The 23899-nt window shown below is 56.6% G+C and carries 18 protein-coding genes; 9 read left to right on the top strand and 9 right to left on the bottom strand.

Going from position 1 to position 23899, the window contains the following annotated elements; genetic code table 11:
• Nucleotides 1-9 precede the first annotated feature (9 nt).
• The 4 genes from BC777_RS01855 to bcp all read right to left on the bottom strand — a co-directional run bounded on the left by BC777_RS01855 (nt 10) and on the right by bcp (nt 3256).
• Nucleotides 10-510, bottom strand: coding sequence for a bactofilin family protein (locus tag BC777_RS01855; protein WP_100366463.1), 501 nt, complete (start codon nt 508-510; stop codon nt 10-12).
• Entirely contained in the window at nt 500-1807 is a 1308-nt protein-coding gene (locus BC777_RS01860) for a M23 family metallopeptidase (protein WP_100366464.1), read from the bottom strand. The genes BC777_RS01855 and BC777_RS01860 overlap by 11 nt, the downstream gene beginning before the upstream one ends.
• A 178-nt stretch (nt 1808-1985) precedes the next feature.
• A complete protein-coding gene (locus BC777_RS01865) occupies nt 1986-2777 on the bottom strand; it encodes a ferritin-like domain-containing protein (RefSeq protein ID WP_100366465.1) in 792 nt (263 codons plus the stop codon).
• 11 nt (nt 2778-2788) lie between these two features.
• Nucleotides 2789-3256: a thioredoxin-dependent thiol peroxidase gene (gene bcp, locus BC777_RS01870; protein ID WP_100366466.1), complete on the bottom strand. Its 468-nt coding sequence runs from the start codon at nt 3254-3256 to the stop codon at nt 2789-2791.
• 89 nt (nt 3257-3345) lie between these two features.
• Here bcp and BC777_RS01875 point away from each other — a divergent pair, with 89 nt between their 5' ends.
• From BC777_RS01875 to lpdA, 5 genes are all read left to right on the top strand, one after another.
• Nucleotides 3346-6633: a YhdP family protein gene (locus BC777_RS01875; RefSeq protein WP_100366467.1), complete on the top strand. Its 3288-nt coding sequence runs from the start codon at nt 3346-3348 to the stop codon at nt 6631-6633.
• On the top strand, nt 6630-7682 hold the full coding sequence (gene queA / locus BC777_RS01880) for a tRNA preQ1(34) S-adenosylmethionine ribosyltransferase-isomerase QueA (RefSeq protein WP_100366468.1): 1053 nt from the start codon (nt 6630-6632) through the stop codon (nt 7680-7682). Before BC777_RS01875 ends, queA begins: the two co-directional genes overlap by 4 nt.
• A 95-nt stretch (nt 7683-7777) precedes the next feature.
• On the top strand, nt 7778-9049 hold the full coding sequence (locus BC777_RS01885; RefSeq protein WP_100366469.1) for an MFS transporter: 1272 nt from the start codon (nt 7778-7780) through the stop codon (nt 9047-9049).
• Nucleotides 9050-9173: 124 nt separating this feature from the next.
• Nucleotides 9174-9755 carry a DUF924 family protein gene (locus BC777_RS01890; RefSeq protein WP_100366470.1) on the top strand — a complete coding sequence of 194 codons (582 nt, stop codon included), beginning with the start codon at nt 9174-9176 and terminating at the stop codon, nt 9753-9755.
• 103 nt (nt 9756-9858) lie between these two features.
• Nucleotides 9859-11253: a dihydrolipoyl dehydrogenase gene (gene lpdA / locus BC777_RS01895; protein ID WP_100366471.1), complete on the top strand. Its 1395-nt coding sequence runs from the start codon at nt 9859-9861 to the stop codon at nt 11251-11253.
• Between the two features lie 65 nt (nt 11254-11318).
• Here the strand turns inward: lpdA and BC777_RS01900 are convergent, their stop codons facing one another.
• Nucleotides 11319-13547, bottom strand: a complete 2229-nt coding sequence (locus BC777_RS01900) for a vWA domain-containing protein (protein WP_100366472.1) — start codon at nt 13545-13547, stop codon at nt 11319-11321.
• Nucleotides 13548-13794: 247 nt separating this feature from the next.
• Between BC777_RS01900 and uvrA the strand changes: the two genes are divergently transcribed.
• Nucleotides 13795-16653 carry an excinuclease ABC subunit UvrA gene (uvrA, locus tag BC777_RS01905; protein ID WP_100366473.1) on the top strand — a complete coding sequence of 953 codons (2859 nt, stop codon included), beginning with the start codon at nt 13795-13797 and terminating at the stop codon, nt 16651-16653.
• Between the two features lie 61 nt (nt 16654-16714).
• Here uvrA and mmsB read toward each other — a convergent pair whose 3' ends face one another.
• Genes mmsB through BC777_RS01920 form a run of 3 tightly spaced genes read right to left on the bottom strand, consistent with a single transcriptional unit; the run spans nt 16715 to nt 19809 of the window.
• Nucleotides 16715-17581, bottom strand: a complete 867-nt coding sequence (gene mmsB, locus BC777_RS01910; RefSeq protein WP_100366474.1) for a 3-hydroxyisobutyrate dehydrogenase — start codon at nt 17579-17581, stop codon at nt 16715-16717.
• On the bottom strand, nt 17578-18621 hold the full coding sequence (locus BC777_RS01915) for an enoyl-CoA hydratase/isomerase family protein (RefSeq protein ID WP_100366475.1): 1044 nt from the start codon (nt 18619-18621) through the stop codon (nt 17578-17580). The genes mmsB and BC777_RS01915 overlap by 4 nt, the downstream gene beginning before the upstream one ends.
• A 51-nt stretch (nt 18622-18672) precedes the next feature.
• Nucleotides 18673-19809 carry an acyl-CoA dehydrogenase family protein gene (locus tag BC777_RS01920; protein ID WP_100366476.1) on the bottom strand — a complete coding sequence of 379 codons (1137 nt, stop codon included), beginning with the start codon at nt 19807-19809 and terminating at the stop codon, nt 18673-18675.
• A gap of 105 nt (nt 19810-19914) precedes the next feature.
• Here BC777_RS01920 and BC777_RS01925 point away from each other — a divergent pair, with 105 nt between their 5' ends.
• Complete coding sequence (locus tag BC777_RS01925) at nt 19915-20877, top strand: glycosyltransferase family A protein (RefSeq protein ID WP_100366477.1); 963 nt, start codon at nt 19915-19917, stop codon at nt 20875-20877.
• A gap of 27 nt (nt 20878-20904) precedes the next feature.
• On the opposite strand, the gene BC777_RS01930 is transcribed toward BC777_RS01925, so the two are convergent.
• Nucleotides 20905-22404 (bottom strand): CoA-acylating methylmalonate-semialdehyde dehydrogenase, encoded by a 1500-nt coding sequence (locus tag BC777_RS01930; RefSeq protein WP_100366478.1) that lies wholly within the window; start codon nt 22402-22404, stop codon nt 20905-20907.
• Nucleotides 22405-22502: 98 nt separating this feature from the next.
• On the opposite strand from BC777_RS01930, the gene BC777_RS01935 reads away from it, so the two are divergent.
• Nucleotides 22503-23405, top strand: coding sequence for a LysR family transcriptional regulator (locus BC777_RS01935; RefSeq protein ID WP_100366479.1), 903 nt, complete (start codon nt 22503-22505; stop codon nt 23403-23405).
• A 38-nt stretch (nt 23406-23443) separates the two neighbouring features.
• The gene (locus BC777_RS01940) at nt 23444-23878 is read left to right on the top strand and encodes a CBS domain-containing protein (RefSeq protein WP_100366480.1); all 435 of its coding nucleotides are present in this window, start codon (nt 23444-23446) and stop codon (nt 23876-23878) included.
• Nucleotides 23879-23899: the final 21 nt, after the last annotated feature.

Consider the following 23899-nt stretch of genomic DNA (forward strand, 5'->3'; position numbering starts at 1 on the left):
TATAGGTTTTTACGAATTCGCGTCAGTGGCTGCCGCTGTTGGCATCTTCTTTGACCCGTTGGCCAGCGGATCGTCCTGGCGCTGTACGGAGCCTTCAAAGTGGGCACCGCTTTCGATCGCGATTGTCTTGTGGATGATGTCACCCTCAACACGCGCAGTCGATGTCAGGCGCACCTTTAGACCGCGCACACGACCCACGATGCGGCCATTGACGACAACATCATCGGCGACAACTTCGCCTTTGACAGTGGCGCCTTCGCCGACGGTCAGCAGGTGCGCGCGGATATCGCCCTCCACCTGGCCTTCGACCTGAATATCACCAGATGTCTTGAGGTTACCGGTGATCAGCAGATCAGAAGACAGCACAGAAGCGGCAGGCTTGGCTTTGGGCGTCGCAGATGCCTTGAAGTCAGCGCCCTTTGCGCCTTTACCAGTGGTATCTGCGCCTTTGGGCTTGTCGGCGTCGGATGCGTTTGGTCCGGGTTCGTTGATTTTGGATTTAGAAAACATCTTGTCCAGCTCTTATATAAGTCATGGGGTTGACGGGGTTGCCGTTCACACGGACCTCGTAGTGAAGGTGGGGGCCGGTGGAGCGACCGGAATTCCCCATAGCACCAATTCGCTCGCCACGCGAGACCCTTTGCCCCACGCGTACATCCATCGAATTAAGATGGGCATAACGCGTCTCGATGCCAAAGTCATGGCTAATCTTGATCAAACGTCCGTAACCTGAGGACCAGCCCGCATGGCTGACGACGCCATCGGCGGTCGCATAAATCGGTGTGCCGATCGGAGCCGCAAAATCTGTACCGGCATGCAGGCGCCCCCAGCGTGGTCCAAAACCAGAGGTATAGCGAAAGCTTGATTTCACCGGGATCGAAAAGGGCGCCTTTTCTGCCGCAATCCGGTAAAGGTTGATCCTGTCCATCGCAGTCAGGATCGCATTGGCGCGCAATGCATCCGGGTCAGGGTCGCCACCACGTGTCGAGAACTGGATCGGCGTCAGCGGCCCGCCGGTGCCGGAATAACCACGGCGCACTTGATCAATCAGACTATCGGGGTTCATGCCCGCGGCGCGGAACATATCATCCAGTGGTTCCACGGATACCAGCATCGCCTCTTCCAACTGACGGAAAATCTGGTCGTTGCGTTCTTGCAGCAGGCGTAGCTCCAATTGCATTTCTTGGGCCTGATCGATGGCAAACTCTGCGTCAGCTGCGATTTGATCACGCTCTGATGCGGTATCGGCCAATGCCGTTGCCAGCAGATCGACTGTGCCTGCCGCGTCATCGCTGATGGATGTAGAGCCTTCATCGACATTATCGGCTGAGAGCGCCGCAACCTCGCGACGGGCCTCTTCACGGGCGCGCATGGTTTCGCGCAATGTGGCCTGAACCACTTCCATCCCGGTTTCCAGTTCGCGTCGTTTTTCCTCGGTAGCAAGCAGTTCCGACTGCATGATCGAGATTTGTTGCAGTGCAGAATTAAAGCGTTCTTGTGCGGCCAATGCTTCCATGGCGCGGGCATCGCGTTCACTCGACAAGGCGTTTAGCCGTTGTTCGTAAGTCAGCTGATCACGCTGGGCCTGCGCGCGAAAGTTGCCAGCGCCGATGCTGTCCATCAAAAGGATGGCGGTGGCAATAATTGTCCAGGCAACAACGATGATGCTGCCTGTCCACGCCACAAGCTGCGTTTCCGGTTTCAGGCGGATAAAGCGTGTTTCGGTGTCTGATCGCAGGAACAGCCGTTTTTCGGGCAGAAAGCGTTCCAATATGGCATGAATGCGTGTTGTCAGTCGTGATCTCACGGTGCTGCTCGTCCTGTCCCGTTACCTATTCCCGGAGCCCACCCGGTTTCATCCTGCTAGTCTTTAAGTCTCTCGGCGTCTGCCTGCAAGAAACTTGCATGATTTTTACGCAGATATCCCGCCTATATTATGGTGCTGGGCGGGGAATTGCCTATTTCTTCACTGCCCCAAGGTCAGCTTATGTGGTGCCTGCAAGTGGCCAGTAAAAATCGGGCGGTATCCCGGCCTCGGCCCGTTTCTCTTCGTTGAAGGGTGGTTTAAGGGGGCCGTGAAAATACTTGCGCACCAGATCATGAAAGACGCCGGTGGGGTCCAGATCGTGGCGACCGCACAGGAAATGGAACCATTTTGAACCATAGGCGACGTGGTGCACCTCTTCGGCATAGATCACTTCCAGCGCCTCGACCGCTTGGGTCAGTTTCGCCTGTTTGAAAATCTTGATCATTCCGGGGGTCACATCCAGCCCGCGTGCCTCCAGCACCATGGGCACCACGGCCAGGCGTCCCATCAGATCATCCACCGTATCTTCGGCAGCGCGCCACATGCCTGCGTGGGCAGGTAATGCGCCATAATGGCTGCCCAACTCTTCAAGGCAGTCGCACATCAGGTTGAAATGTTTGGATTCTTCATCCGCGGCTTTTACCCAGTCATCATAGTAGCCCAGCGGCAATCTAGTGTCCGAGAACCGCGCGATGATGTCCCAATGCAGGTCCACGGCATTCAGTTCAATATGCGCCACCGCATGCAAAAGCGCGATGCGTCCTGCTTCCGACCCCGGTTTGCGATGAGGCACGTCGCGCGGGTTCAACAGTTCCGGTTTCTCAGGACGCGCGGGGCGCAAAGGTGGCGCAGCGGTCCCGATCGCGATCACCTCACCAGCCTGACGCGCTGCTTGCCACTGCGCCGCATACCGGCGCGATAGTGCCGTCTTTTCGCGCCCATCTGCAGTGGTCAGCACCGCGACGGCCATCTCTGTGAGGGTCACAGGGCGCGCACCGCTTCAAGGACCGCATCGACATGACCTGGGACACGGACCTTGCGCCAGATTTGGGCAATCTTGCCATCCGCACCGATCAGATAGGTCGCGCGTTCGATACCCATATAGGTTTTGCCATACATGCTTTTCTCGACCCATGTGCCATATCGTTCGCAGACATCGCCGTGTTCGTCGGACAGAAGGGCGATCTTCAACTCATGTTTGGCGACGAATTTGTCGTGTTTCTTCACGCTGTCTTTGGACACGCCAAGGATGACCGTGTCCAGTGCAGCAAAAGCATCAACGTTTTCAGTAAAGCCAATCGCCTCTTTCGTGCAGCCGGGGGTGTCGTCCTTGGGGTAGAAATACAAAACGACCTTCTTGCCCGCAAAATCGGATAGGTTCACGATCTCACCACCGTCGCGGGGGAGGCTGATGGCGGGGGCTGTGTCACCGATGGCGGTTTGTGTCATAGTGTCTATCCTTTATCTGGGATCATTTCTTGGTTTTGTTTTAGTCCGTGACAGGCAAAGATAAAGCCCAAGCGTGCAAATGGACCGTCATGACCAAAGAGAGTGAAGATAAGGAAAAACCAGCCAAGCGCCCCAAAGGCATGCGCCCTTGGGTTTTCTGGCTGCGGGCCGGTTTTGTGGTTTGCCTTTTGCCCTTGGTGTTTCTTGCCGCAGCCGCGGTCATGATCATCGACCGCGATATCACCGCACCCAGCTGGATCACGGAACGGATCGAGCAGCGCGCCGAAACCTTGCTGGACGGCGCCACGCTGGAGTTCGGGGAGATCACGGTGCGCATCGGTCGTGATTTGCATCCGACCGTGCGTCTTGTCGATACGCGGTTGGTGGATGCGGGCGGTCTGACGCTGACCCGTGTGCCGATTGTTGAAGGGTTGATGTCGCCCCGCGGGCTGATCCTGCAACAAGAGGTGCTGATGCAGGATGTGCGCCTGATCGGGGCGCAAATCAATTTGCGGCGTGCGCGTGATGGCACTGTGTCCTTCGCGTTCAGCACCAATGGGACTGATCTGTGGCGGGCCGGGTCCTTGCCGGAGTTGCTTGAGCAGTTTGATCAGGTGTTTGAACGCCCTGCACTGGAGGCGTTACAAACAGTACGTGCTGATGGGTTGATCGTGAATTTCGATGATGCGCGCGCGGGACGCAGTTGGATCATCGATGGCGGCGCACTTGCCCTTGATCTGCGCGGTGGGCAAACGGATATTCGCGGTAATTTTGCGCTGTTGTCCGGCGGTGCAGATGTCACGAACGTCAGCCTGAATTATGCCAGCCCACGGGGCAGCCGTACGGCGAGTGTTGCCGTCAACCTGAATAATGTGCAGGCAACAGATCTTGCGGCACAATCGCCAGCACTGCGTTGGTTGCAAGGGATTGATGCCCCAATTACAGCCGCATTGCGCACCCGGTTGGACGACAGCGGCGCGTTGGGTCCGCTGAATGCGACCCTGGAAATCGGGCAGGGTGTGTTGCAGCCCAACCCCGCGACCCAAGCCATCGCCTTTGATGATGCCAAGGCCTATTTCACCTACGATCCCGTACGCGACAGCATCCGCTTTAGTGAACTGAGCCTTCAAACAGAATGGGGCAGCTTGCGTGCTGAAGGTGACGCCTATCTGCGTGAATTCCGCGATGGCCTGCCACATGCCTTGCTGGCGCAATTCCAGTTTAGCAATGTGGCACTGAACCCGCCGGGGTTCTTTGAAACACCGCCGCAAATCCCACAGGCCGCGGTTGATCTGCGCCTGCGCTTTGATCCCTTCTCTGTCGAGATTGGGCAGGCGGTGATGATTGACGGCGATACACATCTGACGGCGCAAGGTGCTGTGTCGGCCACAGATGCAGGCTGGGACATCGTCTTTGACGCCCATGTCGATAGTGTCGCGCCAGAGCGGGTTGTCGCTTTCTGGCCTTTGTCGATGAAACCGCGCACGCGGCAATGGTTGGCGAACAATCTATCCGAGGGTCGGCTGATGGACGTGAACGCAGGTTTACGCATCGCGCCTGAACGCGGCCCGCAATTTGCGCTGGGGTTTGAGTTTGAAGGCGCCACAATCAAATTCATGCGATATCTCCCGCCGATTACCGAGGCCAAGGGGGTGGCCAGCATTGAAAACAGTGCTCTTGTTGTCAGCCTGAACGCGGGTGTTGTGAATGCCCCACAAGGCGGCCCGATGCAATTGGCAGGGTCTGATTTCACCATCGTCGATTTGCGGCTGAAACCATCGCCTGCGGTGCTCAACCTGAACATCGACAGCTCTTTAACGGCGGGTTTGTCTGTGCTGAACCAACGACCGTTCGAATATATGGATAAGGCCAGTCTACCGGTGACGATTGGAGATGGGCGTGCGCTTACCCGAGGCCAGATCACATGGCCAATGGAACCGCGCCCCGCACCCGATAGCTTTGCGTTCAATATGACTTCTGAGTTGCGCAATATACGCAGTGACACGCTGTTGGCGGGGCGCCGTTTTTCCGCACCGCGGTTGCAAGTCAGCGCCACGCGGGAAGGTTTGACGATTGGGGGTCCGGTGCGTGTGGGGCAGGTGGCCGCCGTCGGGGAATGGACGCAAAGATTTGGTGATCCTGACCAGCCGGGCAGCCGGGTGACGGCAGATGTCGCTCTCTCGCAGGCCTTTTTGGATGAGTTCGCGATTGACCTGCCGCCCGGCACAATTGGCGGCAATGGGACGGGGCAATTGTCAGTCGATCTTCAACGGGATGTCCCACCTGCCTTTCGGTTAAGCTCTGACCTTCTGGGGCTCAGCGTTGGCATCCCGGCAGTTGGCTGGTCCAAAGGGGCCGGCACGGAAGGCAATTTGCTGGTGACTGGCACTTTGGGGGATGTGCCATCTATTGACGCGTTAGAGATCGGGGGCGGCGGTTTGCAGGCCACAGGCCAGATTGATCTGGGCGCAGGTGGCCAGCTGGAGGCGGCGCAGTTTTCACAACTGCGCGTTGGTGATTGGTTCAATGCGCCCATTACCCTGCGGGGTCAGGGGATTGGGCAACCGTTGGCGGTTGAAATCAACGGTGGATCGCTCGATCTGCGAAACGCGCAGTTTGGGGCAGGGCAGGGCAATGGCGGCCCGGTGAATATTGCTTTGGACCGGCTGCAAATCACCGAAGGCATCGCATTGACTAACTTCCGAGGCGATTTTCGCAGTCAACAAGGGTTTCGGGGCGAGTTCACAGGCCAGATGAACGGTGCCGCTGCTGTCGCAGGGACCGTTGCGCCGCGCGATGGGCGCTCTGCCGTGCAACTGCGTAGCGATGATGCGGGCGGTATCTTGCGGGCCACGGGGTTGATGCGCAATGCGGTGGGTGGCGCCGCTGATCTGACACTTTTGCCCACAGGTGGGGCAGGCACCTTTGATGGCACTTTGCGTGTGCGCGATATTCGGGTGCGCGATGCGCCTGCGATTGCGGCCCTTTTGGATGCGATCAGCGTGGTTGGTCTGCTACAGCAATTGGACGGGCAGGGGTTGGCCTTTGATGAGGTCGATGCACAGTTCCGTTTGACCCCTGATCAGGTGATCATATCAGAGGCCAGCGCAGTTGGTCCCGGTCTTGGCATTTCTGTGGATGGCATCTACATGCTGGCCACGAAGCAGATTGATTTGCAGGGTGTCGTGTCTCCATTTTTCTTGGTCAACAGTATCGGATCGTTCCTGACCCGCCGGGGGGAGGGGCTGATCGGGTTCAATTACACCATTCGCGGCACTTCCGATGCGCCACAAGTGGCCGTGAACCCTTTGTCGGCGCTGACACCGGGGATGTTTCGCGAGATTTTTCGCAGACCTGCACCGGACATCTCCCAATGAAATTAAGTGAATTTGACTTTGATTTGCCAGAGGCACTGATCGCGACGCGGCCTGCGCGGCCCCGATCCTCGGCCCGGTTGTTGCTGGCACAGGGGGATGAGATTGCGGACAGGGTCGTCAATCAATTGCCGGATATCCTGCAATCTGGCGACCGTTTGATCCTGAATGATACCAAGGTGATCCCAGCGCGGCTGTTCGGTTTGCGCCAGAGGTCAGGCGATGCGGGCAAGACTGCCGCCAAAATGGACGTGACCTTGTTGGAGCCGCGTGCGGATGGCAGCTGGGCGGCGCTGATCAAGCCACTGAAGAAAGTGCGCGATGGCGAAGTGATTGTTTTCTCCGATGATCTGGAGGCCGAAGTTATCGGGCGTGCTGACGGTCAGGGGTATCTGGCGTTTAACCTCAAGGGTGATGACTTTGATGCGGCATTGAACGCGGTGGGTGCGATGCCTTTGCCGCCTTATATCGCGGGCAAACGCCCAGCGGATGAGGCGGATAAGCAGGATTATCAAACCTACTGGGCGCGCAATACCGGTGCGGTCGCAGCCCCCACTGCGTCGCTTCATTTCGATGGGCCGCTGCTGGATGCGTTGGCAGCGCGTGGCGTCGCGTTCACCCATGTGACCCTTCATGTGGGCGCAGGGACGTTCCTGCCCGTCAAGGTTGACGATGTACGCGAGCACAAGATGCACGCCGAATGGGGCGAGGTGACGCCACAGGCGGCGGCAGAAATGAATGCGACCAAGGCGGCCGGCAACCGGGTGATACCTGTGGGGACGACTGCGCTGCGGTTGATTGAAAGCGCGGTGCAGGGTGGCGTCATGCAGGCATGGAAAGGCCCCACGGATATTTTCATCACACCGGGTTTCACATTCCAAATGGCCGATGGTCTGATGACCAATTTCCACCTGCCCAAATCAACACTGATGATGTTGGTCTCGGCCCTGATGGGCACCGACACAATCCGCGCAATTTACGACCATGCCGTCGCGCAAAACTATCGTTTTTTTTCATATGGCGACAGCTCGCTCCTTTTGCCGGCCGATTGAGGCGCGAACAGGCGCGACGAGGTCGCTATTGTGTGATGATTTCGAAATAGAATCGTGAGAAGCGGTAGTTCTGTTCCGGGCTGAAAGGGCGCGCGATGTTCCAGGTATTTACCGGCTCTTGGGCCTTGTTCGTTGGCATGTTTATGTTGATGGTTGGCAACGGCCTGCAAGGCACGCTCCTTGGCCTGCGGGGCGAGGCGGAAGGCTTTAGCACGCTGTCACTGTCGATTGTGATGTCGGCGTATTTCCTTGGCTTCTTGTTCAGCTCGCGCTTTACGCCGGAATTGATCCGACGGGTGGGGCATGTGCGGGTCTTTGCAGCCCTAGGATCGATGGTATCCGCTGTCTTGATTGCCTATCCGGTGCTGGTTGATCCGTGGGCCTGGGCCGTGGGCCGCGTGATTATCGGGTTTTGCTTTTGCGGCGTCTATATCACCGCAGAAAGCTGGCTGAATGATGCCTCCAGCAATGAAAACCGGGGCAAGTCGCTGTCAGTTTATATGATCGTACAGATGGCAGGGATCGTTTTTGCACAATGGATCGTCAGCCAAGGGGATGTGTCGGGGTATATCCTGTTCATCATCCCATCCATCATGGTGTCACTCGCCTTTGCGCCAGTGCTGTTGTCCGTCAAACCGATGCCTGCGTTTGAGACGACCAAACCGATGCGGCTACGCGATCTGGTCGCAGCGTCGCCATTGGCTTGCCTTGGTATGTTCATGCTGGGCGGGGTCTTTTCCGCGCAGTTCGGCATGTCGGCGGTCTATGGCAGCCGGGTGGGGCTGACGGTTGGCGAGATTTCGTTCTTTGTCTCGGCGATTTATGTTGCGGCCCTCGTGTTGCAATATCCCATCGGTTGGTTGTCTGACCGGATGGACCGCCGCGTTCTGATTGTCTGGGTGTCATTGCTGGGCGCTGCGGGGTCGATGATCGCGTTTTTGGTACCCGGGTCCTTCCTTCTGATCGTCATCAGCGGGGCTATTGTGGGGGGGACATCCAACCCGCTTTACGCGCTGTTGATCGCCTATCTGAACGACTACCTCGAAAAAGAGGATATGGCCGCTGCATCTGGTGGGTTGCTGTTCATCAACGGGGTGGGGGCCATCTTGGGTCCTTTGACCGTCGGTCTGATGATGGATTTGATTGGTAACAACGGGTTCTGGTTATTCACGGGTGTTTTGATGGCCGCCGTGGGTGCCTACGGCATGTACCGGTCCACACAGCGAAGCCGGGATGATGTACTGGAAGGTGACGCCGTTCCCTATGCGCCTGTGTCTGCGGCATCAACACCGGTCGCCGCCGAATGGGCCCAAGAGGTCTATATCGACGAAGAGGCCGCGATGGAGGAAGAGACCACACCGGCTTGATCATGCCACCGTAAATGTCACTTCGAAAGATCAAGTGATTGGTGGTGTCATCTAAACACTTGTCAGATCGGTATTTGTCTGCTTGCAATTGTAACAGACAAGTAAACGACCGAGGAGCGGTGTGGTGGTAGCCCCTGAAACGGTATTGGCTTTCTGGCTGGATGAGTGTTCTCCGGCTGATTGGTATAAATCTGATCCTGCGCTTGACGCAAAGATCCGCGATAGATTTGCCGCAACATGGCAAGAGGCGTCTGAAGGCGCACTGAGCCTTTGGTTGACGTACCCTTCGGGGACATTGGCCTATATCATCCTGACCGACCAGTTTCCGCGCAATATGTTCCGCGACAGTGACAAGGCGTTTGCCACCGACGGTATCGCACGCGCTGCCGCCAAGATGGCGATTGAGCGCAAATGGGACATGAAAATCGACGAACCCGCGCGCCAGTTTTTCTATCTGCCCCTGATGCATGCTGAAAACCTGTGCGATCAGGACCGGGCCGTACGCCTGATCCATGCGCGGATGCCTGAACATGGTGCGAACAACCGTGATCATGCCTGTGCGCATCGCGCGGTGATCCGCGACTTTGGCCGTTTCCCTTATCGCAATGATGTTTTGGGCCGCAAAACAACCCCTGCCGAGCAGGCCTTTTTGGATGCAGGCGGTTATGGTGCGGCTATTCGCGCGCAGCAAAACGCCGCAGAATAAGGGCATTTGCACCCATCGGGTAGCAGTTATGACCTAAGGTCACTAGAGGTTGCGCCAAAAGTAGTTTAGCCTTCAACTAAATTGGCAATTGGAGGGCGGGCGTATGGCTGCGCAAAACTTTGATCTTATCGTAATCGGTGCCGGGCCGGGCGGCTATGTGGCGGCGATCCGCGGGGCGCAGCTTGGTATGAAAGTTGCCATCGTGGAGCGCGAGCATTTGGGCGGCATCTGCCTGAACTGGGGTTGTATTCCGACCAAGGCGATGCTGCGTTCCTCTGAGGTATTTCACCTGATGCACCGTGCCAAGGAATTTGGCCTCAAGGCGACGGGCGTTGACTATGATCTGGATGCGGTAGTGAAACGCAGCCGCGCTGTTGCGGGGCAATTGTCAGGTGGCATCGGTCATTTGATGAAAAAGAACAAAGTGACCGTGTTCATGGGCGAGGCGACGATCCCGGCCAAGGGCAAGGTTTCGGTCAAAGGTGAAAAGGGCACGGATGACCTGACGGCCAAGTATATCGTCCTTGCCACCGGCGCGCGCGCGCGCGAACTGCCGGGGCTCGAAGCGGATGGCGATTTGGTATGGACCTATAAGCATGCGCTTGAGCCCAAGAAGATGCCCAAGAAGCTGTTGGTCATCGGATCCGGTGCCATCGGGATTGAATTTGCCAGTTTCTATAACACGCTGGGGTCTGACACGACCGTGGTCGAGGTGATGGACCGTGTGTTGCCCGTTGAAGATGCCGAAATCTCTGCTTTCGCCAAGAAGCAATTCGTCAAGCAAGGTATGAAGATCATGGAAAAATCCATGGTCAAGCAGCTTGATCGCGGCAAGGGCAAGGTCACCGTCCATATTGAGACCGGTGGCAAGACCCAGAAGATGGAGTTTGACACCGTCATCTCTGCCGTGGGTATTGTGGGTAATGTCGAAGGGCTTGGTTTGGAAGAACTGGGCGTAAAAGTTGACCGTACGCACGTTGTCACGGATGAATTCTGCCGCACGGGTGTCGAGGGTCTTTACGCTATTGGTGATATCGCAGGCGCGCCATGGTTGGCGCATAAAGCCAGCCACGAAGGCGTGATGGTGGCCGACCTGATTGCTGGTAAGCACGCGCATCCTGTCAAACCCGAAAGCATTGCGGGTTGTACCTATTGTCATCCGCAGGTTGCCTCGGTCGGCTATTCAGAGGCGAAGGCGAAAGAATTGGGATTTGACGTCAAGGTGGGCCGCTTCCCCTTTATCGGGAATGGCAAGGCCATCGCCCTGGGTGAGCCTGAGGGCATGATCAAGACGATCTTTGATGCCAAAACCGGGGAGTTACTGGGGGCCCATATGGTGGGCGCCGAGGTGACCGAATTGATTCAAGGCTATGTGGTGGGCCGTCAGCTTGAGACGACAGAAGAAGACCTGATGAACACCGTCTTCCCGCATCCGACCTTGTCAGAGATGATGCATGAAAGCGTGCTAGATGCCTATGACCGCGTGATCCATATGTAAGTGGCTTGCAACATTGCAAACGACAAAGCCCGCCCAGTGCAACTGGCGCGGGCTTTGTTTTGATCCTATTCGTCAATCGTCAGCGGGCGGCTGGCGATGACTGTCCGGTCCTGACCGACGAAGTACCGGATGATATAGTCGCCAGCGGCGTCTGGTAGGTTGATGGAAAGTGGGTTGCCATCGCGGGTATAGGCGAAACTGTCCCAACGCGCGCTGTTTTCAGCATCGGCAAGGCCAATACCGATGTAATCACCTTCGTAATCCGGCCCGTCCCAACCAACGATCAGATCACTGCCAGCCGCAGCGCTATCTGGCGCAATCAGCCGCGCCTCGATCGCGGTGACAGTGATCGGCAGGGTCTGCAGCACAGAACGATCTTGGCCGGCGAAATACTGGATCAGATAGTCACCGGGTGTGACAGGCACCAGAATATCGACCGGCGTGCCTTCATCGGTATAGCTAAACCCTTCCCATTGGGCACTGCCTGTCGCATTGACCATGCCGATCCCGATATAGTCGCCATCATAGCCCGGCCCATCGAAGCCGACCGTAATTGTGGACCCGGCAACAGCCGTGTCCGGCGCTGTGATGTCTACTTTCACTGGCGTGGCGGTCAGTGTATCGCTCACTAAAATGGCGCGGTCCTGACCAAGGAAGTATTGCACAAGGTATTCACCGGGTTGCGTGGGCACCAGCAAGTCATTGGGAGTGCCGTCTTGCACATAAAAGAAGTTATCCCATTGCGCGCTGCCTGTTGCGTCGACCGCGCCGATGCCAATGTAGTCGCCATCATAAGCAGGCCCGGTCCAGTCCACGCTGATGGTGGAACCCGCGATGGCCTCGGCGGGTATGTTAAGCGTGGCTGAGGCTTCAGTCGCGGTTAGCGGTACAGTGGCCAAAACCGAACGGTCCTGGCCCACGAAATAGCTGATCGTATATTGGCCAACCTGTGTCGGGACGGTCAGCGTTTGTGGCGAGCCTTCATCAAGGTAGAAGAAATTGTCCCATTGTGCACTGCCCGTTGCATCAACGGCGCCGATCCCGATGTAGTCGCCGTCATAGGCCGGCCCGGTCCATGATACGGTAATATCGTTCCCCGCAATGGCTTCGGCAGGGGCATCAATCGTTGCTATAACGGGGGTGAGGCTGATGGGTGTTTCAGCGATTATGGCGCGATCACCCCCGATGAAATACCGGATCAGGTAGTCGCCCGGCTCTGTCGGCATCAAAAGATCATTTGGATTGCCATCTGCGACGTAAAAGAAATTGTCCCACTGCGCGCTGCCCGTCGCATCGGGCTTACCGATGCCAACATAGTCGCCTTCCAGTGCCGGTCCGGCCCAGCCGACCTGGATTGTGCCGCCTGCTGGGGCCGATGTGGGCGCAATGACACGCGCGGTGGGTTGCTTTTGTTCAAACAAGACTTCAACCGCGGTCGCGCCACCCGTGATGGCCACGAACTGTGCCTCGCCGGTTTCCTCGCCCGCGATGGAATAGGCAGTCGCCGTATAGGCGCCTTCGGGCAGGTCATAGGTCAAGGGATTGGCTTGGGCGTCTTCAACGATCAGGCCAGAGCCATCGTTGATGTCCCATAGGATTGGCGTATCGATCAGCGCCTTATTTTCGCCGATGACGGCGGTGAAGGTCATGCTGACAAGGGCAGGTTCAGGTGCGGGTTCCATCACCATTGCGGTCATCGCAAGGTCCAACTCATCCGCATTGGATGCTGTCAGGAACTGCCCGCCGGTTTCTTCGGCCAAACATTGCATCTGCGCCAGTGCCTCTGGATCAGAGACATCAAAGCCAACGACATGAGCGGTAAAACCGATCCCGGCCTCTTCCAGCAGGCGGGCGGCGGTGCATGGGTCGGGGTTACAGGTTTCCACCCCGTCGGACACCAAAATGACGGTCGCCTCCTCTTCGGTATAGCGCAGCGCCTCGGCGGCGGCGATGACCGCATCGGTCATGGGTGTTTTGCCAAGCGGCGTGATCTCGTTCACTGCCGCAATAACATCATCGACCGTTCCGGAGGCAGGGGCGACGATGGTTTCGATATCGGTGCAATTGCCACGCTCGCGGTGGCCATAGACCGTCAGACCAAGGCCCTGATCGGCAGGAAAATCGGCAAGCAGGTCACCAACGACCTCTTGTGCGATGGTGATTTTGGCGGCGCCATCGATTTGGCCCCACATGGACCCGGACCCATCTATCACCAGAATTGTATTGGGTTGGTCTTGCGCTATTGCCGTTGTTGAAACCGTTCCAAGCAAAAGACAGGTTGTCAAAAAATGCATATGAAAATCCTTTTTAAAATAACCTTATGGCAACAGACCACAGGGATTGCGGCTGGCAAAGAAAAATTTTCTGAAGGGTGGGGAAAACCTGACCCTGCGGTGCGATGCCCGATTGTCAGTTTATGTCATCAGCAAAGGTGCTGCATGGAAGGAATAATTTTGCATATGTTCCTGTAATGTTCTAAATCTGGGGTGGCAGGTTGCGGTACGCCTGCTATCTGGTAGGGCAGTTGCCCCGGGGGTCTGTATGGCTGAGCTGAAAAACATCGAAGTGCGCGGTGCGCGCGAACATAACCTCAAGGATATCGACGTGGATATTCCGCGAGATCAGCTTGTGGTGATTACGGGGCTTTCCGGCTCTGGCAAGTCGTCGTTGGCGTTTGACACGATCTATGCCGAAGGGCAGCGCCGCTATGTGGAGTCGCTGTCGGCCTATGCCCGTCAGTTCCTTGATATGATGGAAAAGCCAGATGTCGATCACATATCTGGCCTGTCGCCCGCGATTTCGATTGAGCAGAAGACGACGTCGAAGAACCCCCGTTCGACGGTTGGTACAATCACCGAGATTTATGACTATCTGCGCCTGCTCTTTGCCCGTGCGGGGACACCGTTCAGCCCGACGACGGGTTTGCCGATTGAGGCCCAGCAGGTGCAGGACATGGTTGATCGTGTCATGACGCTGGAGGAGGGGACACGCGGCTATCTGTTGGCCCCGATCATCCGCGACCGCAAAGGTGAGTACCGCAAAGAGTTTCTGGAGCTGCGCAAGCAGGGTTTTCAACGGGTGAAGGTTGACGGTGAGTTCTATGAATTGGATGAGCCGCCGACGCTGGACAAGAAGTTCCGCCATGACATTGATGTGGTCGTGGACAGGATTGTCGTGCGGGAGGGGTTGGAGACACGGCTGGCGGATAGTTTCCGTACTGCGTTAGATTTGGCAGATGGAATTGCGATTCTGGAAACCGCCCCGAAGGAGGGTGATCCTGAACGCCTGACGTTTTCAGAAAACTTTGCTTGCCCTGTGTCCGGTTTCACCATTCCTGAGATTGAGCCGCGCCTGTTTTCCTTCAACGCGCCCTTCGGGGCCTGTCCATCCTGTGATGGTCTGGGGGTTGAATTGTTCTTTGACGAACAACTTGTCGTCCCCGATGTGACGTTGAAGATCGCTGATGGTGCCTTGGCCCCGTGGCGCAAGGGCAAGAGCCCGTACTTCTTGCAAACAATAGAGGCAATCGCCAAGCACTATGGTTTCAACAAGAATGCGCGCTGGAAAGATCTAGATCCGAAGGTACAGCAGGTCTTTCTTCGGGGCTCTGGCAATGAAGAGATCAAGTTCCGCTATGACGAAGGCGGCCGCGTTTATCAGGTGGAACGCGCGTTTGAGGGCGTGATCCCCAATATGGAACGCCGTTATCGCGAGACGGATAGCAACTGGATTCGTGAAGAATTCGAGAACTATCAAAACAACCGCAATTGCGGCACTTGCGGTGGCTACCGTCTGCGTGAGGAAGCGCTCGCGGTGAAGATCGGCGGCTTGCATGTGGGGCAGGTCGTGCAAATGTCGATCAAGGAAGCCTATGACTGGTGCACGGCGGTGCCGAATAGTTTGAGCAAACAAAAGAATGAGATTGCCGCGGCGATTTTGAAGGAAATTCGTGAGCGTTTGGGTTTTCTCAATAATGTGGGTCTTGAATATCTGACCTTGTCGCGCAATTCCGGCACTTTGTCGGGCGGTGAAAGCCAACGGATCAGGTTGGCCAGCCAGATTGGATCAGGTTTGCAAGGTGTGCTTTATGTGCTGGATGAACCGTCCATTGGCCTGCACCAACGCGACAATGACCGCTTGCTGACAACCTTGAAGAATCTACGCGATCAGGGGAACACCGTGATTGTGGTGGAGCATGATGAAGAGGCCATTCGCGAAGCGGATTATGTCTTTGATATCGGGCCGGGTGCGGGGGTTCATGGCGGGCAGGTGGTCGCCAAAGGCACGCCGCAAGAGATTATGGCCAATGAAGGGTCGGTCACTGGGCAATATCTGATTGGCGCCAAAGAGATTGAAGTGCCAGCCAAACGCCGCAAGGGCAAAGGCAAAAAGCTGACTGTGGTTAAGGCCACGGGCAACAATTTGCAGAATGTCACGGCGGATTTCCCTTTGCAGAAATTTGTCTGCGTGACGGGCGTTTCAGGCGGCGGCAAGTCGACCCTTACGATTGAGACTTTGTTCAAAAACGCGTCGATGAAACTGAATGGCGCGCGGCAAACACCGGGGCCTTGCGAAACGATCAAAGGGTTCGAACATCTTGACAAAGTGATCGACATTGACCAGCGGCCCATCGGGCGCACACCACGGTCTAACCCCGCGACCTATACCGGCGCGTTCACACCGATCCGCGAATGGTTCGCAGGCATGCCAGAGGCCAAGGCGCGTGGGTACAAGCCGGGGCGTTTTAGTTTCAACGTCAAAGGCGGGCGGTGTGAGGCCTGCCAGGGCGATGGTGTTATCAAGATCGAGATGCACTTTTTGCCAGATGTCTATGTGACTTGTGAGACCTGCAAGGGTGCGCGCTATAATCGTGAGACACTGGAGATTAAATTCAAAGGTAAATCCATCGCTGATGTACTGGATATGACGGTAGAGGATGCGCAGCAATTCTTTACTGCGGTCCCGTCAATCCGTGAGAAGATGGATGCGCTGATGCGTGTTGGTCTGGGTTATATCAAAGTGGGCCAGCAGGCGACCACGTTGTCAGGCGGAGAAGCGCAGCGGGTCAAACTGTCCAAGGAATTGGCGCGGCGGTCCACTGGCCGGACGCTTTATATTCTCGATGAACCCACGACCGGTTTGCACTTTGAGGATGTGCGTAAGCTTTTGGAAGTGCTGCATGAACTGGTTGATCAGGGAAACTCTGTCATTGTGATTGAGCATAATCTGGACGTGGTAAAGACAGCCGATCATATCATTGATATTGGGCCTGAAGGTGGTGATGGCGGCGGTCGCATTGTGGCAACTGGCACACCTGAAAAGGTGGCGGAGGTCGCAGACAGTCATACCGGGCGCTACCTCAAGGAGATGCTGGGCGCGCGCAAGGTGGCGGCGGAGTAGGTCCGCAAAATGAAAGAATTTTGCGGATGCCTCCGGCGGAAGTTTGAGTGGACATAGAAAGTCAGGGGCGGGTCCGTTTCTCGAAACGGGGCAGCATTGCTGAGAAGTCCTTGCCGTTGCCGTCTTCGTTCTCGACGAATTGCGCATATAGATCGCGCGCGGCTTGCCCCATTGGTGTGTCGGCGTTGGCTGCTTCGGCGGCCATTTGTGACAGGTTTAGGTCTTTGAGCATCAACTCGGCTGCGAAACCCGGCTGGTAGCCGTTGTCGGCTGGGCTTTGTGGGCCGATGCCGGGTGCTGGGCAATAAGCGTTCATTGACCATGAGTAGCCCGATGATGTGCTGACAACATCGAACATCGCTTGCCGGTCAAGCCCCAATTTATCAGCCAGAACAAAGGCTTCGCTGGTGGCAATCATGGTGACGCCAAGGATCATGTTGTTGCAGATCTTTGCCGCTTGGCCATTACCTGCAGCCCCGCAATGCACGGCCTTTTGCCCCATGATGTTGAACAGCGGTTGGACCGTGGCAAAGGCGTCAGGCGGGCCACCGGCCATGAAGGTCAGCGTGCCATTGGTCGCCCCGCCGATCCCGCCTGATACGGGGGCATCTATGGCCTTCAGGCCCGCTGCTTGCGCTTGTGCCGCGACAGCGCGCGCGCTTTCGACATCAACGGTTGAACAATCAAGATGAATGGCACCGGGTTTCATGACAGGGTGAATGTCGGTCGCAACAGCACGCAGAATGTCGCCGTTGGGCAGCATGGTGATGACCACATCGGCGTCTTTGGCTGCGGCGGTGTTGCTCTCTGCCAAGGTCAATCCCTGTGGGTTTGCGACAGTGTCGAACCCCATGACCTCGTGCGATTGAGCCAGATTAACCGCCATTGGCGCACCCATGTTGCCTAATCCGATAAATCCGATTTTCATGTGCTTTCCTCCCATTGCAGCGCGTCTTGCCCCAGGTCGCGCGTCATCTGTGCGACATCTTCATTGGGTACGTGGTCCCAACTGCTGTGTTGCCATCGGGGCGTTCGGTCGCGGTCGATGATTGCCGCACGGATCCCTTCGATAAAATCGCCCTGCGTGATGCAGCGGTACGTATAGCGAAATTCGCGGTCGAGCGCCTTTTTGATCCCTGGGGTGTCGCGGGCGGCCTGAATGATTTTGACGGTAACGGCCATCGCCAATGGGGCGTTGTATGCCATCAGCTTGCGCACATGGGTGATGGCGGGGCAGGGCCGGTCGGGCAGAGCACGGCAGATATCGGCGAGGCTGCCACCTGCAAAGCAATGATCGATATCAGCCTGCCATTCTGCAAGGCGCGCGGTCGGGGCGGGGTGCCGCGCGGCGTTGATTGCGCCTACGTCCGCGGTTGTGATGAGTGCCGCTTTAAGATCGTCCCAGTGCTCTTGTGGAATAAAGTGATCGGCAAAGCCGGCATAGATTGCATCGCCTGCATCCATCCGGTCGCCGCTCAGCCCCAGATAGGTGCCGCAATATCCCGGTGCCTTGGCAAGGATCAGAGAGCCGCCAACATCGGGCACCAGACCAATGGTGCATTCGGGCATCGCGATCCGGCTACTGTCGCACACGATCCGGTGGGCCGCATGGCACCCAACGCCAACGCCGCCACCCATGGTGAACCCATGCAGGAAGCTGACGGTTGGTTTCGGGTAACTGTAGAGTTTGGCATTGAGCCGGTATTCATCCCGCCAGAACCGCCGCCCATACTCAAGCTCGCCGCGCTGGCCTGCGGCATACATCTGCGCAATATCACCGCCCGCGCAAAAGGCCCGTGTGCCTGCCGCATCGATCAGGACCAGTGCAACATCAGGGTCGTTGCACCAGCTGTCCAATGCGCCCTCAATGGCCAGGCACATGTCCCATGTCAGCGCGTTCAGCGCATCGGGACGGCTGAGGGTGATATGCCCCGCGCATCCGGTCTTGCGAATGATAATGTCGGTCAATGTGGCAGACCTTTGGTTGAGGTCCCGGATCACGTCCGGGACGGCGTTGGGCTATTGGATCATCTGGCGTGCAACGATCAGCCGCATGATTTCGTTGGTGCCTTCAAGGATTTGATGGACCCGTAGATCGCGCACAATCTTTTCGATCCCATAGTCGGCAAGATAGCCGTAACCGCCATGCAATTGCAGACATTGATCGGCGACCTCACTTCCTGTCTCGGTGCACAGTTTTTTGGCCATAGCGCAGAATTTGGTGGCGTCAGGCGCGCCTTGGTCCAGCTTCCAGGCCGCTTGCCGTAAGAGAATGCGCGCGGATTGTAGGGCGATCTCCATATCAGCCAGTCGAAACTGGAGGCCCTGAAACTGATCAATAGATTGGCCGAAGGCCTTACGTTCGGCCATATAGGCGAGTGTCTTATCCAATGCCGCTTGTGCTGCACCAACAGAGCAGGCGGCGATGTTCAGCCGCCCGCCATCCAGACCGGCCATCGCGTATGTGAACCCCATCCCTTCGTCGCCCAGCAGGTTTTCAGCTGGGGCAGGGCAGTTGTCCATCTGTACTTGTCGGGTGGGTTGCGACTGCCAGCCCATCTTGTCCTCTAGCCCGCCGAATGACAGGCCCGGTGTGCCGTCTTCAAGCACAATTGCGCTGATGCCCTTGGGCCCGTCACCGCCGGTGCGGGCCATCACAATATAGGCGTCTGAATATCCACCACCCGAGATAAACGCCTTAGTGCCGGTCAGCTGGTAACCTGCGTTGTCCCGGATCGCCTTGGTTTTCAAACCGGCGGCATCGGAGCCGGACCCCGGCTCTGTCAGGCAGTAGGACAGTATTGTCTCCATGCGCAACACCTTTGGCAGAACACGGTCCTTCAGCGCGTCCGATCCATATGCATCAATCATCCGTGCGCACATGTTGTGGATTGATAGGAATGCAGAAACCGAAGCACATGAATGCGACAGCGCCTCAAACACCAGCGTTGCATCCAGTCGTGAAAGACCCGCACCGCCTTGGTCCTCAGAGACGTAGAGCGCGCCAAAGCCCAGTTCTGCCAACTGCGACCAAAGCTCTTTCGGGATTGTGCCTTCAACCTCCCATTGACGCGCATAAGGTGCGATATGGACCTGGCCAAAGTCGCTTGCGAGATCAAAGATTGCGGATTGTTCGGTGTTGAGCGCAAAATCCATCGATAGGGCCTGTTTTCAATGTGGACATACCCTTTGACGTTGGTTCTATTTTGACGCATTTGCAAGACCAGCCTATGGAAAGATGATCAATGTGGATGTGCCTGAATGACTGACAAGAAACTACGTATTGGTCTTGGCGTGATCACTCACAGACGGCCGGATGGTCTTTTGCGTCTTTTAGACAGCTTTGGGCAAATGAAGGTGCCTGAAAATGTGGAATGCACTGTATTGCTTGCCGAGAACGATGATGCGCCAGTAATGGAAACGCATCTTGATAAGCTTCGCGCTGCCATTCCTTTCGAGGTGCATTTTTCAGTTGAAGAGCGGCGTGGCATTCCGTTTGCGCGCAACCGTGTTCTGGATATGGCATTGGAGGCAGATGTTGACTTTCTGACCTTTGCCGATGACGATCAGGTTGTAGATCACTACTGGCTGGTCATGCTCTTGGCCACCATGCAACTACGTGAACTTGATCTTGTTGGTGGCCCGAATTATTTTCAAAGAGATCCAGAAGCGGCGTTGTCATGGCAAAGCAATCTTGTTTTTGAGCACTACGAGCGCGCCATGAGGCAACTTAGCAGCAGGCGAGCATCAAGAATCCAGATCGATAGTGAGGCTGAGATACCTATTTATACCAACAATTGGATGTTGCGGATTTCAAAGCAACGGGAATTGAAGACAAGATTTGACGAGACTTATCGAATTTCGGGTGGGTCAGACACAAAGTTTTATTTGGACTTTTCGACGGCAGGTGCTGTGACTGGCTGGGCAGCAGATGCGCGAACTTTTGAGGTGTGGCCCGAGAGTCGCCTCAAGTTTCGGTATCTTTTTAGACGGTCACGTGACCAGCGTGCAACCAATCTGCTGCGTGCGCAAGACGCACCAACACTGCCGTGGGCCTTGCTATCATTCTTGAGCAGCAGCTTCTCTGCATTGGGTTTGCTTCTTAGGTCACCTTTTAATGATTTCAGAAGCTTAACCTCAGCAATTAGTCGTGTGGGGGGCGCGGTTGGGAGGATCAGGGCGGCGCGTGGCATAAGGAGCCAACTGTACCGCCCGTCGAAATAAATCAGGCAGCGCTACTCAATGGCTGCGTCACTCCATCACTGGAATAGAAAACTCACCGCCCTCTTTGATACCTGACGGCCAGCGCGAGGTGATCGTTTTCGTCCGCGTGTAGAACTTGAACGCGTCCGGCCCGTGTTGGTTCAGATCGCCGAACATGGATTTTTTCCAGCCCCCGAAGGTGTGGTAGGCCAGTGGTACCGGAATGGGTACGTTGATGCCGACCATGCCGATATTGATGCGCGCTGCAAAGTCGCGCGCGGTATCGCCGTCGCGGGTGAAGATCGCGGTACCGTTGCCGTATTCGTGGTCCATGGCAAGGCCGATCGCCTCTTCATAGGATTGCGCGCGGATCGTAGACAGGACGGGGCCGAAGATTTCGGTTTTGTAGATATCCATATCCTTGGTCACATTGTCGAACAGATGCGCGCCCACAAAGAACCCATCTTCATAGCCTTGCAGATTGAAGTTGCGCCCATCAACGACCAGTTTCGCGCCTTGGTCGATGCCCGATTGTACCAGTCGCCCGATGTTTTCCTTCGCGGCTGCGGTCACCACGGGGCCGTAATCCACATCATCGCCAGAGGTATATGGCCCCACTTTGAGTGCTTCGACCTTGGGCACCAGTTTTTCCAGCAGGCGGTCAGCTGTGTCATCGCCGACAGGTACGGCGACAGAGATTGCCATGCAGCGTTCGCCAGCCGCCCCATAGCCCGCACCGACCAATGCATCAGCGGCTTGGTCCATGTCTGCATCAGGCATGATGATCATGTGGTTTTTGGCCCCGCCAAAGCACTGGACGCGCTTACCTTGCGCACAACCGGTGCCATAGATGTATTCGGCGATGGGGGTTGAGCCGACGAAGCCGACCGATTGGATTGTGTCGTCGTAAAGGATTGCATCCACGGCTTCCTTGTCGCCGTTGACGACTTGCAGGATACCTTTGGGCAGGCCTGCTTCTTCCATCAGTTCTGCCAACATCAGCGGCACAGAGGGGTCACGTTCGGATGGTTTGAGGATAAACGCATTGCCGCAGACGATGGCGGGCGCGAACATCCACATCGGGATCATGGCAGGAAAATTGAATGGTGTGATGCCTGCTGTGACGCCCAAAGGCTGTTTCATTGAATACATGTCAATGCCGGGGCCCGCGCTATCTGTAAACTCGCCTTTGAGCATCTGCGGAGCACCGATGCAGTATTCAACAACTTCAAGGCCGCGGATCACGTCGCCTTTGGCGTCGGGCAAGGTCTTGCCGTGTTCGCGGCTCAGCGCTTCGGCCAGCTTATCCATATCGCGGTTCAGCAAGCCGACGAAAGCCATCATGATACGTGCGCGGCGCTGCGGGTTGACGGCAGCCCATGCAGGTTGGGCTTTGGCGGCAATCGCAACGGCTTTGGCCATTTCGTCGGCATTGGCCAAGGGGACTTTCGCCTGCACCTCGCCTGTCGCGGGGTTGAAGACATCCGCAAAACGGCCAGAGATGCCTTTGACATGTGCGCCGCCGATATAATGGGTCAGTTCTTGCATGAGATCCTCCGCTGCATTGTTTGGTTAAGTATACCTTGCATTTTTCGGTGCAGAAGAACCAATATACCAAAATCATTTTGCAAAAATGCAAGGATGTTATGGACAATTGGGACGATATGCGGGTGTTTTTGGCGGTAGCACGTGCCGAGGGGCTGTCGGGGGCGGCGCCCTCTCTCAAGATGGATCCGTCAACACTTGGACGGCGGATCGCGCGTTTGGAGCGGGCGGTTGGTGCCGCGCTTTTTGTAAAGTCGCCGCAAGGCTATGCGTTGACTGATCTGGGTGAACGCATGAAAGCGCGTGCTGCTGAGGCGGAAATCCATTTGACGCATGCGCGCGATGAAGGGCAGTGCGATGCGACCGCATTGACCGGGCAAATACGGATTGGTGCGCCCGACGGTGCGGCCAATTTTCTGCTGCCGCAGGTTTGCGCCGCCATTCAGGCCCAAAACCCGGCGTTGGAGGTGCAAATCCTGGCCTTGCCCCGTGTCGTGAACCTGTCACGGCGCGAGGCGGATATGGCGGTCACGGTCAGCCCACCGGCAGCCGGGCGGCTGACTGTGCAAAAGATCACGGATTATCAGCTGCATTTGGCGATGCGGGCGGATGCGCCGCCGTTGCGCTGCGTCGCAGATCTGAAAGAGCGGCAGATTGTCGGCTACATCCCTGACATGATTTTTGACAAGGAACTAGATTATCTTGATGTGATTGATGCAGACCGCGTGCAAATGGCGTCAAATTCGGTTGCCGTACAACTGCAAATGATCCGGCAATCGGGCGTTGGGATCGTGCATGACTTTGCGCTGCCCTTTGCGCCGGAACTGCGGATGGTATTGACGGATGCGGTTGCGCTGGCGCGGTCATTCTATCTGGTGCGGCATACTTCTGACCGGCGCTCGGACCGGCTTGCGCGGTTTGCGCAAGCGTTGCGGCAGGGCATGCAAGAGGAGGTCGCGCGGTTGGAATATGCAGCATGCTTGACAGCAAGCCCCCCCATTTGAGACGCTGGAGGCCCGGAGGATGATGAAGGAGGCCATCAATGCTCGTATCCCAAATGTTGAAATCAAAGCCCGAGATGGGTGTGATTTCGGTTCAGCCAAATGCGACTGTCACAGAGGCGGCGAAGCTGCTGTCAGAGCATCGCATCGGGACCGTGGTTGTGTCTAAAGACGGCGAAACCCTTGATGGTATTCTATCAGAGCGCGATATCGTGCGCGAATTGGGCAAGCGCGGCACGGCATGTTTCGATGATCCCGTGAGCGCCCTGATGACAGCAAAGCTGACCACTTGCAGCCCGTCTAATAACGCGCTTGAGGTGCTGGAAATCATGACCAATGGTCGTTTCCGCCACTTGCCTGTCATGGATGATGGTAAAATGGTGGGGCTGATATCAATCGGCGATGCGGTCAAAGGGCGGCTTGCGCAGCTTGCGATGGAAAAGGAATCCCTCGAAGGAATGATTATGGGCCATTAAGCCCTTTCTTGCATTTCTGTT

Source organism: Yoonia maricola, from assembly GCF_002797915.1.
In the GTDB taxonomy this organism is placed as follows: Bacteria; Pseudomonadota; Alphaproteobacteria; order Rhodobacterales; family Rhodobacteraceae; genus Yoonia; species Yoonia maricola.

Coding starts and splice junctions, on each gene's coding strand:
- BC777_RS01855 (WP_100366463.1), bottom strand. CDS start 510: ATGTTTTCTAAATCCAAAATCAACGAACCCGGACCAAACGCATCCGAC.
- BC777_RS01865 (WP_100366465.1), bottom strand. CDS start 2,777: ATGGCCGTCGCGGTGCTGACCACTGCAGATGGGCGCGAAAAGACGGCA.
- bcp (WP_100366466.1), bottom strand. CDS start 3,256: ATGACACAAACCGCCATCGGTGACACAGCCCCCGCCATCAGCCTCCCC.
- BC777_RS01875 (WP_100366467.1), top strand. CDS start 3,346: ATGACCAAAGAGAGTGAAGATAAGGAAAAACCAGCCAAGCGCCCCAAA.
- queA (WP_100366468.1), top strand. CDS start 6,630: ATGAAATTAAGTGAATTTGACTTTGATTTGCCAGAGGCACTGATCGCG.
- BC777_RS01885 (WP_100366469.1), top strand. CDS start 7,778: ATGTTCCAGGTATTTACCGGCTCTTGGGCCTTGTTCGTTGGCATGTTT.
- lpdA (WP_100366471.1), top strand. CDS start 9,859: ATGGCTGCGCAAAACTTTGATCTTATCGTAATCGGTGCCGGGCCGGGC.
- BC777_RS01900 (WP_100366472.1), bottom strand. CDS start 13,547: ATGCATTTTTTGACAACCTGTCTTTTGCTTGGAACGGTTTCAACAACG.
- uvrA (WP_100366473.1), top strand. CDS start 13,795: ATGGCTGAGCTGAAAAACATCGAAGTGCGCGGTGCGCGCGAACATAAC.
- mmsB (WP_100366474.1), bottom strand. CDS start 17,581: ATGAAAATCGGATTTATCGGATTAGGCAACATGGGTGCGCCAATGGCG.
- BC777_RS01920 (WP_100366476.1), bottom strand. CDS start 19,809: ATGGATTTTGCGCTCAACACCGAACAATCCGCAATCTTTGATCTCGCA.
- BC777_RS01925 (WP_100366477.1), top strand. CDS start 19,915: ATGACTGACAAGAAACTACGTATTGGTCTTGGCGTGATCACTCACAGA.
- BC777_RS01930 (WP_100366478.1), bottom strand. CDS start 22,404: ATGCAAGAACTGACCCATTATATCGGCGGCGCACATGTCAAAGGCATC.
- BC777_RS01935 (WP_100366479.1), top strand. CDS start 22,503: ATGGACAATTGGGACGATATGCGGGTGTTTTTGGCGGTAGCACGTGCC.
- BC777_RS01940 (WP_100366480.1), top strand. CDS start 23,444: ATGCTCGTATCCCAAATGTTGAAATCAAAGCCCGAGATGGGTGTGATT.